Annotated in this window: 12 protein-coding genes; 1 reads left to right on the forward strand and 11 read right to left on the reverse strand. The window is 37.7% G+C overall.

Features of this window, described 5'->3' with window-relative positions:
- Nucleotides 1–262, forward strand: a 262-nt coding sequence (locus OZ002_RS12770; protein ID WP_114635127.1) for an arsenate reductase/protein-tyrosine-phosphatase family protein, incomplete at its 5' end; no start/stop codon positions are given.
- A gap of 279 nt (nucleotides 263–541) precedes the next feature.
- Here the strand turns inward: OZ002_RS12770 and OZ002_RS12775 are convergent.
- From OZ002_RS12775 to OZ002_RS12825, 11 genes are all read right to left on the reverse strand, one after another.
- Nucleotides 542–2,464 carry a BglG family transcription antiterminator gene (locus tag OZ002_RS12775; RefSeq protein ID WP_325083454.1) on the reverse strand — a complete coding sequence of 641 codons (1,923 nt, stop codon included), beginning with the start codon at nucleotides 2,462–2,464 and terminating at the stop codon, nucleotides 542–544.
- Nucleotides 2,465–2,550: 86 nt separating this feature from the next.
- On the reverse strand, nucleotides 2,551–4,491 hold the full coding sequence (locus OZ002_RS12780) for a PTS fructose transporter subunit IIABC (RefSeq protein ID WP_325083455.1): 1,941 nt from the start codon (nucleotides 4,489–4,491) through the stop codon (nucleotides 2,551–2,553).
- 291 nt (nucleotides 4,492–4,782) lie between these two features.
- The gene (gene dagF / locus OZ002_RS12785; protein ID WP_002288301.1) at nucleotides 4,783–5,523 is read right to left on the reverse strand and encodes a 2-dehydro-3-deoxy-phosphogluconate aldolase; all 741 of its coding nucleotides are present in this window, start codon (nucleotides 5,521–5,523) and stop codon (nucleotides 4,783–4,785) included.
- A 12-nt stretch (nucleotides 5,524–5,535) separates the two neighbouring features.
- On the reverse strand, nucleotides 5,536–6,627 hold the full coding sequence (locus tag OZ002_RS12790; protein ID WP_002288304.1) for a DgaE family pyridoxal phosphate-dependent ammonia lyase: 1,092 nt from the start codon (nucleotides 6,625–6,627) through the stop codon (nucleotides 5,536–5,538).
- Nucleotides 6,617–7,723: an amidohydrolase/deacetylase family metallohydrolase gene (locus OZ002_RS12795; protein WP_002288305.1), complete on the reverse strand. Its 1,107-nt coding sequence runs from the start codon at nucleotides 7,721–7,723 to the stop codon at nucleotides 6,617–6,619. Before OZ002_RS12795 ends, OZ002_RS12790 begins: the two co-directional genes overlap by 11 nt.
- A gap of 18 nt (nucleotides 7,724–7,741) precedes the next feature.
- Entirely contained in the window at nucleotides 7,742–8,419 is a 678-nt protein-coding gene (locus OZ002_RS12800) for a DUF4310 family protein (RefSeq protein ID WP_002296962.1), read from the reverse strand.
- Between the two features lie 10 nt (nucleotides 8,420–8,429).
- Nucleotides 8,430–9,209 carry a DUF4311 domain-containing protein gene (locus OZ002_RS12805; RefSeq protein ID WP_002288309.1) on the reverse strand — a complete coding sequence of 260 codons (780 nt, stop codon included), beginning with the start codon at nucleotides 9,207–9,209 and terminating at the stop codon, nucleotides 8,430–8,432.
- A gap of 28 nt (nucleotides 9,210–9,237) precedes the next feature.
- Nucleotides 9,238–9,588: a DUF4312 family protein gene (locus tag OZ002_RS12810; RefSeq protein ID WP_002288312.1), complete on the reverse strand. Its 351-nt coding sequence runs from the start codon at nucleotides 9,586–9,588 to the stop codon at nucleotides 9,238–9,240.
- 15 nt (nucleotides 9,589–9,603) lie between these two features.
- Nucleotides 9,604–9,960 carry a glycine-rich SFCGS family protein gene (locus OZ002_RS12815; RefSeq protein ID WP_002288314.1) on the reverse strand — a complete coding sequence of 119 codons (357 nt, stop codon included), beginning with the start codon at nucleotides 9,958–9,960 and terminating at the stop codon, nucleotides 9,604–9,606.
- A gap of 19 nt (nucleotides 9,961–9,979) precedes the next feature.
- Nucleotides 9,980–10,312 carry a PRD domain-containing protein gene (locus OZ002_RS12820; RefSeq protein ID WP_002306983.1) on the reverse strand — a complete coding sequence of 111 codons (333 nt, stop codon included), beginning with the start codon at nucleotides 10,310–10,312 and terminating at the stop codon, nucleotides 9,980–9,982.
- Nucleotides 10,312–12,174, reverse strand: coding sequence for a BglG family transcription antiterminator (locus tag OZ002_RS12825; protein ID WP_002334339.1), 1,863 nt, complete (start codon nucleotides 12,172–12,174; stop codon nucleotides 10,312–10,314). The genes OZ002_RS12820 and OZ002_RS12825 overlap by 1 nt, the downstream gene beginning before the upstream one ends.
- Nucleotides 12,175–12,740: the final 566 nt, after the last annotated feature.

Here is a 12,740-nt window from a genome sequence, read left to right on the forward strand (position 1 = left end):
CGGCATCGATATTTCCAAACAGACGTCTGATTTGATTGATAGAGATTACTTTACTCAGGCAGACTTGATCATTACACTTTGTGGTGATGCCAAAGACAAGTGCCCTGCCGTTCCAAACAATCACGAACACCTTCACTGGGACCTAAAAGATCCTGCACAAGCTGTCGGGAGCGAAGAAGAAATATTAGCGGAATTCAGAAAAGTCAGAGAAGGAATCAAAAGAAAAGTTTTAGACTTAAATCAACGTACATCGATCGTATAAAGAAGTATTCAAAATGATTTTTCAAGCACTAAGAAACAATGTTAAAAAAATAGCTTTCCATATTTTACAAAATTGTGCCTTATTGCCGACAAATTGTCTCTTGAACACCGTTTACCAGTAGTCAAGACATCGTAAGCAACTATAAAAAATTATAAGAAACTCAAAATAAAAGGATGTGCCACAACTTTGGCCACATCCTCTTTTTTTGTATTTAGTTTTCTACTTCCAAATAAATAGATAGAATTATTATAAATATAAAGGCAGTTTTTTAATCGCTACTTATTCATAACTAGATAACAACGTTAAGATTTCTAGCGGATGATTGGATTGCATCAACTGAGCCATTTGTTCTGGCTGCTTTTCTAAATAGTGAATAACAGAAAATATTTTTTTGAACTCTGCATGTTTCAAATCATTTTTCTTTATTGCTAATAGCAGTACGATACGTATCTGTTCCCCGTGCCATAGGACTGGTTCTTTCATTGTAGCAATAGAAATCATCGAATGCTTCACATACAGCGGATTACCGTGAGGGATCGTTACAAATGGGGCTACTCTAGTACTGGAGTGACTGTCTCTTTCCAAGACAGAATCGATGAATTCCGGCTCCACATAATGATGTTCCACTAAGACGTTTCCCATAAAGTTTAAAATATCGGCTGGGTCTGTCCGTTCAAGTTGAGGAAAGATCAGAAATGGATGAGTAAAGCTTGCTAGATCAAATGTTTTTTTCTTCTTGATAGGCACATGCTCCAGCATATATTTTGTCAAATAGGCTAGATCAGTTTCTGTGATCATTGGTGAGATCTCGATTACTGGAATGCTTATATGTTTAAATGGTAACGTAGCCAAGATAAAATCAACAGAGGGAAAATCTTGCCTCTTTAATTCTGGCTTATATTCAACTAGATCCATAATCGTTAATTCTGGAAGTTCTCTGTTCAGCCGTGCTTCGAGAAAAGTAGCCATAGCTTTTGAATATTCACTAACTAAAACCGTTTGATATCTTCTACTTTTCTGATGTTTGTGTCGCTCGATCGCTGCTTGGAAATGGATCGTTAAATAAGCTGTCTCCTCTTGTGGAACATAAAAATTTTCCTTTTCAAAATAATCTTCTAAAATTAACTGTAAAACTAAGAAAAGTTGTGTGTACGTACTAAACACATTTTTCGTCAATGGATTAGAAATCTGCAAACCATAATGGAGTCGAAAATAAGTTGAAGATAAATGAGACCTTAAATTTTGTTTTAGTAGCTGATCTTCTTTTAATGAATAGCCTAGAAACTGTTCCACTTGTTCGATCAAATGATCAGCAAGTGCGCTAGATTCCTTTTGAAAACGTGTGGCTGCTTGTGAATTTGTAAAAAGATTGGCGATACGCAAAGCCAGATAATTGATTTCATCAGGAGAAAATTCAATTGGATAGATGGTGGCTAGTTTTGCTAATATCTGACTACTTAACTTTTGTGCTTGGGTGTGTTCCACGACTTCGTTTTCGTCTTTACTTAATTTCACTTTCTGGTACTGTTTCATTCGCTCGAGCATAAAGTAGATGTGAATCTCCACACTAGCCAGTCCATTCGGCTGTTCTAAATGGTTTTCATAAAAAATATCTTGTAATGTATGTTGGATAACTTTTAATGTATCTTTAGCGAAGAATTCTTTCAACGACGGACTTTGCGGATCTTCTTTCTGCATATTTCGTAATGTCTTAACAAGCAACTGTCTTTTTTCTTGTTCATCTCCTTTAAGAAAAGTTCCTAGTTTTGTTTTGGATACTAGCTGTAAATGGTGATACTCAAAAAAGCTTTGCAACTCTGTCAATTCTTTACGAATCGTACGTTTTCCAACATATAGTTTTTCTGAAAGTTCTTCAAGACTAAATCCGTCTTTTGCTACTAGCAGATGGAAAATCAATAACTGACGAAGCTGTTTTTTATCCATTTCTGTTTGAGTCTCTTCATTAAGCGCTCGTTTCAGTTGTTCCCTTTCATGAGGCAGTCCATTCAACAAGATACCTGTACCTTTTTTTCTTTCAAACATTAAAGGCAGATGTTTGTCTCTCAACCAAGTTTCAATGGTATTCAAATCGCTATGAATCGTTCTTTCTGACACATGGAAATGCTCTGCTAGCTTTTTTGTTGTTATATAATTATTGTTCTCACTTAATTGATAGATCAAAGATTGCTGACGCTGATTCATAATGTGCAGAAACTCCCTTCTAAATAAAAAATCGATCATGATAACACATCTATTATGTCTCATCACGGTCGATTTTTCATCTTATGTTACATTTCGCTTAATAATTGGTGAACTGCTGTTTTATCTGGCGCTTCCATCAGTGCTTGACAGAAGTCATCATCCATCAATTTACGTGATAGACGTTGCAGTATTTTCAAGTGCATATCACCTTGGCTGTTTTCAGGTACAGCAATCATAAAGATCATATGTGCAGGTTTTCCATCTAAAGAATGCCAATCTACCCCAGATTGACTTCTGGCAAATGCCACTGTTGGTTTAAGAACATAAGCTGATTTTCCGTGTGGAATAGCGATTCCCATGCCGATTCCCGTCGTACTTTCCTTTTCTCTATCATAGATGACTTCTTTAAACCCGTTTTTATCTGTGATCGCCGCTGTTTTTTCTAAACGTTGGACTAAATCTTCGATTACTCCGTCTTTTGTTGTTGCTGTTTCACCTAAAACGATTGCTTCATCTGACATAATATCCGTGATAGAATCAAAAGTTTCAGTTTTCGTATAAACATCACTTGTTTCAGTCTCTGATAGATCTGCTACTGTCACACCATTTGCTGCAGCAACCGCAGTTTGTTGTAATGTCGGTTTAAGGATTCTTAACATTAGCACGGTTACAGCAATACCAGCAATCACTGCTACAAAAAACATGGCTACGTGATCCACTGCTCCTAAAACCGCTACGATCGGACCGCTATGAGCTACATGATCTGTCACTCCTGAAAGCATCGCGATCACACTTCCTGTCATTGCCCCGACTACAATGCTTGGAATCACCCGTAGTGGATCTGTTGAAGCAAACGGAATAGCGCCTTCTGTAATCCCAAACAGTCCCATTGCTAAGGACGCCTTACCAGCTTCTCGTTCTGTTTTCGTAAATTTGGTTTTTAAAATCAATGATGCCAGCCCCAATGCTAATGGAGGGATACAGATAGCTACAGCAATTGGCCCCATAATGGAATAATTGCCTTCTGCAATCAAGCCAGATCCGAACAAAAAGGCTACTTTATTGAACGGCCCCCCCATATCAAAAGCAATCATCGCTCCTAAGATCATAGCTAGAACAATTTCACTTCCTCCTTGCATCCCTGCTAAAAAGTGAGTCAATGAACTAAATAGAAGAGCTACTGGTTCTCCAATAACATAGATAAACACAAAACCAACTGCCAATGATCCTAAAATTGGGATAACAATAATTGGCATGATCGATTGTAAAGCTTTCGGTACTCGCACTTTCTTGATTCCTAAAGCAATGAATCCTGCTAAAAATCCAGTGATGATCCCGCCTAAGAATCCCGCATTCGCATCACTACCATATAATGCTCCGTTTGCCGCTAACATCCCACCAACAAATCCAGGAACAAGTCCTGGACGATCTGCAATACTTTGCGCAATAAATGCAGATAGAATTGGAACCATCAACCCCATAGCGATACTTCCGATACTATTCATCGTTGCCCAAATCGTTCCTTCTGGTATCTTGATCCCTTCAGGTGTAGCTGTTCCTCCTAATGTTAAAGAAATCGCGATCAATAACCCTCCTGTAACTACGAAAGGTACCATGTACGAAACGCCATTCATCAAACTCTTATAGATTTTTTTACCTAAATTTTCTGATTCACTTTTATTTTCGGAAGAAATAATTGCCTCCGTACTTTTATAGACTGGCGCTTTTCCTGCTAAAATCTCTCCTACCAATTCATCTGCATGATGGATTCCTTCTTGCACGCCTACGGTTATCAATGGTTTGCCGCCAAATCGTGATTTATCTATTTTAGTATCCGCTGCGATGATTACACCAGCTGCTTCTTCGATATCTTTTGCAGTCAATTCATTTTCGATACCGATAGAACCATGTGTTTCGACTTTTACCTCGACGCCAACAGCTTTTCCCGCTTTCTCTAAGTTTTCTGCTGCCATGTATGTATGGGCAATGCCAACTGGACAGGATGTGATTGCAATAATTTTTTTCATTTTCCTACCGCCTTTCTTTCTACATTTACAGTATATAAAAACGGTTTCTTTTTATTAAGCACAAAATGATTCCGTAATAACTGAAATTCTTGGAATAAATAGAAATTTCGCTAAAAAAATTGATATACGATTTATTATGTTGAATAAAATAATATTGGAAAATCTTACATTTCTGTACTTCTGCTTACGTACATCTAAATTATTATCTACATTAACAATTTCCGTAATTAATTATAAAAAGCTTATTCCATTTAATTTCATTCTGGAATAAGCTTCTTATTTTCTAATGAGTTAGTGAATAATTTTTTTTACCATGCTTAATAGTATCTTTACGTCTCCTATACGCGTATCTCCTGTTTCTTTATCTATAATTGAACTATAAACATGAGGAATCACTTTTTTTACACCTGCATCAATTGCAATTTTCAGAATTTCTTCAAAGTTTGAAAGATCAATTCCTCCTGTTGGCTCTAAATAGAATTCATATTTTGCGCAAGCTTCCGCAACTGCTTTAAATTCTTCCCTATGTGCTAAGCCTTTCATCGGGAAATACTTGATTGAAGTACCTCCCATGTCTTGCAGCATTTGAATGGCAGTTTCAATAGGCACTTCAGCTGCTGGCGCTTGTGAACTTAACGGACCTGTAGCAATATTGACATAGCCGATCTTACCTGTTGGTGAAACCAATCCATTGATGACTGTATCATTTTGGCCCAATAAAGCACGAGAAGTCCCCACGCCAGTAAATACTTGATTGACATGTTGTGGTTGTAAAACCCCAGATAAACGCGAAACCATCTGACTTTGGTTTGGATCTCCAGCGCCTAATCCAACTGACAACGCATTATTGGTTGCGTCTTGGTACCTTTTCATATCTTCGATTGCTGCTTCATCGCTAGCATAATTTTTCGATAGCACACCTAGTACGACATGCCCTTCCGCTGCTTCATAGCATGCTTTTGCATTTTCAACTGAATGAGCTAATACATTTAAACATACACGATTTTTATAATAATTTGGGATAACTGACAATTTAAAAGCCTCCTACATGATTTCTCTCAATCTTTTTATAATTTTTTCCATTTCGTTTTGGCTGACAGAACGAATGTCGAACTCAATGATTCCGTTATTTGCTTGATATTCTCGGGTGTAGACTGCTGGATTTCGTGCTTTTAATTCCTGAATGACTTCTTTCGCACTTTTATCGCCATTAATCGTTACACTTGCTCGATAAATATCTCTGCCGGCACCATCTTGAACTATTTTCGCTGAAAGGTCAGGAAGTTGATTGATTGCGTTAACAAAAGGCGCTAATCGTTGCTTCATGGAGTCACCGGATTCGCTCCCATTTTTTAAATAATCTTCTAGTGCCTGGGTAAAGCCTAAAATATTATCTTTACCGATTTTCATTGCTCGGCCAATACCTTTAGACTGTAGCCGAATCCATTGAATATACTTCTTTTTTCCTATGACCAGTCCGGCACTCGGACCTTCGATTGCTTTTGCCCCAGAGTAAATCACTAAGTCAACGCCCATTTCGCTATATTTGAATAAATCTTCTTCCGCAGCTGCATCAACGATCAATGGCAAACGATGAGCTTTGGCAACTTCTACCATTTCTGCCACCGTCAGCATACTTTTCTGAACTGCATGATGACTTTTAATATATAGAAGCGCAGCAGTTTTTTCCGTAATCATCATGGAAACATGTTCCGGTGTACACATATTTGCATAGCCAGCTTCTATGACTTTTCCTCCACCTTGAGCAACCATTACTTCAACCGGTGTCCCATAATCTACATTATGTCCCTTAGGTATGATGATTTCCCGTCTAGCGATTTTTTCTGTATAGGGATGATAGACATGGTACATGTCGCCCTGTCCGATTAAAGCAGCAACAGATTGAGCAATCCCTGCTGAAGCAGAAGAAACGATTTGCGCATCTTCCACTTTCAGTAATTGAGAAAGATAAGCGCCGGTTTTGATGGCAAGATCACTCATCTCAAAAAAATGCTCGCCTCCAAATCGTTGTGCTGCTAGGACACTTTCAGATACCTTAGAAACCCCTAGGATCGTCATTTTTCCCGATGCATTAATGACTTCTTTTAAATCAAACTTTCCATAGCTAATTGTCATATATGACGCCTCCAATAATTGTTTTAATCGGTAAAATTTGTTCTTTAGCTATACGTGTAAATCCGTTGGAATCTTTCAATTCCTTTTCATTTTCAACAATCTCAAATATCGTCAAATCTGCATCATAATTGACAGCTAACTGGCCCTTATTCTTCAAATGAAAATTCCGTGCAGGAACTGCTGTAACTTTTTCAATGATTTCTTCCCAAGAATAGCCGACTACCCTCAATTTTTCTAAAGTAGTTGCTAGATCAAAAACTGGGCCATTTGTACGATTGCGGATGTAGATATCCGTACTAATAGAGGTAGCTTTCATTCCTGCTTTTAGTGCGGTTTCTGCCACATGGAAATTAAAGCTATCCGTCCCATGTCCAATATCAAAGACAACACCATTATTGTAAGCATCCCAGACAAAGTTTTTAATTTGATCTGTCTTTGGATCTAAAATACCGTTTGGTTTTCCATTAAAACAATGGGTCAATACATCGCCTCTTTCCATTCTTGACAATACTTCTTCTAACTCAGGAGGTGCAGAACCGATATGAACCATCAATGGCAGATCATTGTTTTCTGTCTGGATTTTTTTAGCTAATTCTAATGGCTTAATGCCATTTTCACCAACAACTGTCTTACTCATTCTTGCTTTGATCCCGACAATAAATTCCGGCAGTTCTGCTAACGCAGTACTTACTAGATCTTCTTGAATCTTTGTTAGATCAGCAAGTTCATCTTGTTTGACAATGCCCCATTTAGAGATATTCATTAGCGCATACACATTTGTCTTGACCGATTTCGTCAATTGATAAAATTCACGGATGTTTTCTGCTCCCGTAGTTCCAGCATCAATGACCGTCGTCACACCTTTTTCGACCCCTATCTGATCAGGATAGTCATAATAAAGATTCATCTTTTCATAGCAGTGGACATGATCATCGATCCACCCAGCGGATAAATAATACTTTCCCTCCAAGTCAACTACTTCTTGCGCCGGCTGATTTATTTCTGCTGCAACTGCTTTAATCATGCCTTTTTCTATAGCGACCTCTATTTTAGATCCATCAACCAACCTTCCATTTTTAATCAAAGTATCAAACATTTAATGACCCTCTTTCTATTAATTTACTGCCGGGAAGATTGCTCCTAAAATCATTGCTCCTAAAATAGCACCTCCAGCAATTGGTTTTTTCCAAGCATAGAATCCTAGTGCTCCTAATGTAGCGCCAATGCCGATTGGAATAGATGCTGCACACGCGCTTAATATAATTAATGGACCCAAAAAACGTCCAGATGAATTTCCTGCCCCCATCATGACGTCAGCACCAAAAGTGGAATTTGATTGATTGATCGTAAATTTACGAATCAAGACAATGATGCCACCAACAATCAAACCTAGAACCAAACCAGTCAATAAAGAGAGTGCAAAATTATCGATTGGTGCCGCTATTTTCATACTTAAGAGAATTGCTGGTACCCCAATTCCGATCCCAGTTAGGATCGAACCGCCTAAGTCCAAGATCCCAACTAAAGAGCCTTCTAAAATTCTGGCAAATAAGAAACTAGCACCAAACGCTGCCGCTGCGCCATAGGATCCGCCATCCAGCCCGGCTTTTAACATCGCCACGATCGAAACTTCATTGAATGCACCCACACCATACATCACATACATGTGTGTTCCTGCAAATACAGCAGCGGACATAATTCCTACGATTAGCGGAAAAGACCAGTCTGCAAACCAAAAGCTCTTTTGCCGCTTTGCTTCTAATACTTTTGCTTGTTCTTCTGTTGTCTCCATGATTCTCCTCCTATTTCACACTAAAGATGTTGTGCAAGTTATCAAGCCAATTAGGCACTTGAAGCTGGAAGCTCTTGATCATTTCCATATCAAATCCACGGAAAAATCCACTGAAAATAAATAATAAAACAATAGCGATCATCATGCTCTTCGTGACGCGATTCCAACCGCTCTCATCGACGCCTTTACCAATCAAGATTCCTAGAACAACACCAGGTACCGCATTTCCCATAATCAATTGCGCGATACCACCAAAAAGAGTGCCCCAAAAACCAGTTCGTTTCCCTGCGTCTAAAGCTGCCAACCAAAAAATAACTGGCATTACTGTATTGATCAGAATCGTCGCTGCTGGTACCAAAACGGAAACCGCCGTCACTTGTAACGCCTCTGGAATTGCTGCAGCTGTTGTGTTTAAGAAGGCTACCACCACTGCCCCGATAACCGCTCCAATGATCCCCATTTTTTTCGGATCATGCATGGTCTGGGTGACATCTTTGTTTTTTGCTAGAAGTGCTGCCGCTGCCCAATTGGGAATGATTCGATGCGTCACATCTTGTGTGAATGCACCAGCACCAACTGAAGAAGCCCATGCATTAAAGAAAAAGCCTAAACCAAATGAAAAATGAGAAGCTGGATCACCCATGCAGGCATTCATTTCGCCTAATGTTCTAAAAGCTCCTAAACCTTGTGTATTAGGTGCATGAAACATTCGAGCTGCCCCGACAGATGCTGCAAAACCAAGTAATCCCCCGATAATGACCGATTTGACTAGAATGATTACGAAATCCACGTTATTCTTTCCCCCTTATGATTCAAAATTAGATTTTTTTAGTTACAAATGGAATGGCAATCCCATTTGGATCTTCAGTCATTTGCTGGCTGAACGATATGTCTGCCAATTTTATTTCTGTTACAGCCACAGTAACAGAGAGTTCGACTTCATAGCTAATACGTTGCCGTGGGAAGAAGAAAAATAGAAAGCGTTCTGTGTATTTGTTTTCGACCGCCTTTAAAATATCCACATTGACTGGTTCGATTCGCAATAATACGTTTGATTGTTCCATTATTTTGTTTTGAATTTCTGCTAACGCTGATGCAAAAGCATGTTGCTTTGTTTCCCCTTTACCGGAGACGATAACTTTTTGCTGAATTGTCTTTTGAACGCTCATTTCATGTCCCTCTTTCTATTTTCCATGCTTTTTGATAAATTCTTCTGTCAGACGTTTCCCTAATTCCTCTTGATCCATAAAGCCGAAACCTAGAACAGTTTTGCCATCCTTGATAGCTGTGATCCCTTCTTCAATCGAACGCATACCATGTCGTTCTGGATAGCCATATTTTGTTGCTGCTGTTAATGCACCTGCACCACCACTACCACAAAAAGAGATACCCATATCTGCATGCTCTTGTTGCATCACATCGCCCAAACGCATATCTGCCCCCATTCCTGGTACGACAACTGCTTTTCCGCCAGCTGCTTCTACCCCTTTGGCCACATTTTGTCCTTTACCCATACGGTCTGCAATAACTACTTTAATCATGATTGTTTCCTCCTAAATATTAATTATTTTTTGCTGTTTCAAAATGAATCGACAAAACATATATTTCATCCTCGGTTAAATTACCGATACTTCTAACTATTTCATCAGAAATAGTTATGGCTTCTTTGGATACTTCTTTGAACAAATCCCGATCGACTACGGGAATCGTTTCCTTTCTTTGAGAACGTTTCAGCATCTCATTCAAGTGATTAATTAGAATGGTCCACTGCAACTCGGTTGGTACAATAGCATGTTCTGCTAATCGCTCTTCAATTAGATCAATCACTTGTTTTAACTTTTCCCGATTTTGACTTTCCTCGATAATTTTTAAAGCCTCGTCTGACATTTTCACTAACTTGACGCTCCTTCTTTTATATATGAGAATAATGCACTGATTTCTGACTGATTGATTCCTAAATTATTTTCTGCAAAAACTGCTTCGATTTTTCCTACCAGTGTTCCTTTGTCTAAAATAATCTGGTCTGCTTGACGACCTTCTGCCATATATTGTTGATCAAATGTGATACGATGAACCATTAAGAATACATGAAGCAAAAAAGCTTCTCGATATTCTTGGATCAATTCTGCTTCCAAAATGACAAGTAAACGTTCATAAATCGTATAAGCTTTCAAAATCAATTCCTTGCTAAAGTCTTCTAAAGTATCTTTATTGATGGACGTTTCTCTAAGATTCAAGTTATGCCTTTCCTGCTGATTGGAAGAAGCAAGTATTTTTTTTATTATTTGTTGAATTTTTTTCAAGTCCTGTTCAGTGGGTAATGGATGGACTTTGATGAAAGGACGATCGATGCCATTGATTGGAAAAATACTAATCACCAAATCAGGATCTTTGGTAGCAATCATTTCTTGCGCATTCAATACTGAAGCAAATGCCACGATAGTGATATTATTTAATTCTTCATTGATCTTTTGCTTGATCAGACTAGTCACACCCAACCCTGTTGAACAAATGTAGACGGCTCTAACGCTTCGTAGATCTTCTTCTCTTTCGTAGGAAACCAAAAAGTGTAAGGCAATATATGCCACGAAAGAATCATTGATCAGAATATTTTGTTCACTTATTTCTTGTCGAACTGCTTGCTTGATTGCATCAAATAATTCCGGGTATTTCTGCTTGATATCTTCTTTAAAAGGATTATATTCATTGACAAATTTTTTCTTTCTCGATAATCGCATAGATAAATGAGCATACAGATTCGTCAACAATTGTGGATCTTGATAAAAAGAATGATTGATTGCTTTACTTACTTTATAAATCACATTCTCAACTAGTTTCATAACGTCTTGCTGGTGAATCGTGTCGAATGTATCACTATAGATATAATGATATTCATCCTCGAACAGTGGCAACTGATAATAATCAAAGACCTGCTGCATGACGCGATAAGAAAGATCGTTTTTGTCTAATTCTTGTTCAGCAACCAATTGATAACGACCAATCGTAGCCTCTTTGCGTAAGCGAACGGTAGCAATTGTCACTCGAATCAGAATATTTAGTAATTCCGCGTAATTCAGTTTCTCTAGATTTTCAAATTCCAGTAAGTGCCGCATTCGAATGATTACTTGATTAAATACCTCTTGGATAGGTGTAGCTGTAGCAGAATACATTTCAAAGTATTCAGTCTCACCGCCATTCAATAACAATGACATTAATTTATAAATGTCATAATCCGTGAACTCTTTTTGAAGAATCTCTTCAATCGTTAATCGAACTAGACGTTCTTCTCCTGTGATCCAAAAACCCTTTCGCGCCTGACGATTCAAGGTCAATCCTTCCTTAAGAAAATTATTTTCCAGCACATCTAAATCATTCATGATCGTATCTTTGCTGACATCTAATGCGTTGGCCATTTTCATTCCAGTAATAGCTTCTTTTGTTACTAAAAGCATAATTAGTAAACGTTTGATTCGGAGACTTTGATCTGCAAATATTTCAAAACGATTAACATCCATCAATTCGCTTTTTAATTTGATTCGATCAGAGCTACTAATATTCATCCAAATTCCCTGACTACGTTTGCTATATAGGACTTGCTTCCGCTCATTCAGCCACTCTCTTATATCATCTAGATCGTATTTTATCGTCCGAACACTAACATTTTCTTTTTCAGCCAACTTTTTGATTGTTACCGGTTCAGACATTTCCACCAAGTAAATCAAAAGCTGCCTTTCTCTTTTTGTTAGCTGCTGCATTATCATCTCTCCTTACATTGCTAATATAAGCGTTTTCTAAACTAACGACAATATGAAATGTTTGCACTTAACTAAGTGCAACTTATAGCTTTTTAACTAATATTACAGAGTTTATCTATTATAAAGACGACTACATGTACTGTTAAAATGCGTTTTTTATTGCACTAAGTCGTAATATAAATAATCAAACGCTTTTTCAAATTTTTTAAATTAAAAAATTGAGAACAGCTTTCAATATCTTAAACCGTATATTCTCTAAAAATATCATGGCTTACACGTTCTATCCTAAATAAAGTTTGACTGGATCACCATACAAAAATTAAACTCCATGTAGAATAATACGCGGCTGACGAATTCCTACATGAAGCTTATCTATGACTATAAATATTTAAAAGTAATGAATAAAAGAAAACTAATCAATGATACACGTTTAGTGGTATGAGAGTGTAAAATATTTTGTGTAAATAGAAAAAAGGAAGTCCCTTCTGTAGAATAGAGTTACCACAACACATTCACAGAAAAGAGGACTTCCATATGAACGATTTTACTACAGAAATTCTAAAGAC

The sequence above is a fragment of the Enterococcus sp. E4-150 genome (assembly GCF_035726465.1).
Lineage (GTDB): Bacteria > Bacillota > Bacilli > Lactobacillales > Enterococcaceae > Enterococcus_B > Enterococcus_B faecium.

Excerpts from the sequence above, each read along its gene's own strand:
- OZ002_RS12795 (WP_002288305.1), bottom strand. The coding sequence starts at position 7,723 with ATGTTTGATACTTTGATTAAAAATGGAAGGTTGGTTGATGGATCTAAA.
- OZ002_RS12790 (WP_002288304.1), bottom strand. The coding sequence starts at position 6,627 with ATGACAATTAGCTATGGAAAGTTTGATTTAAAAGAAGTCATTAATGCA.
- OZ002_RS12815 (WP_002288314.1), bottom strand. The coding sequence starts at position 9,960 with ATGATTAAAGTAGTTATTGCAGACCGTATGGGTAAAGGACAAAATGTG.
- OZ002_RS12775 (WP_325083454.1), bottom strand. The coding sequence starts at position 2,464 with ATGAATCAGCGTCAGCAATCTTTGATCTATCAATTAAGTGAGAACAAT.
- OZ002_RS12825 (WP_002334339.1), bottom strand. The coding sequence starts at position 12,174 with ATGCAGCAGCTAACAAAAAGAGAAAGGCAGCTTTTGATTTACTTGGTG.
- OZ002_RS12800 (WP_002296962.1), bottom strand. The coding sequence starts at position 8,419 with ATGGAGACAACAGAAGAACAAGCAAAAGTATTAGAAGCAAAGCGGCAA.
- OZ002_RS12810 (WP_002288312.1), bottom strand. The coding sequence starts at position 9,588 with ATGAGCGTTCAAAAGACAATTCAGCAAAAAGTTATCGTCTCCGGTAAA.
- OZ002_RS12780 (WP_325083455.1), bottom strand. The coding sequence starts at position 4,491 with ATGAAAAAAATTATTGCAATCACATCCTGTCCAGTTGGCATTGCCCAT.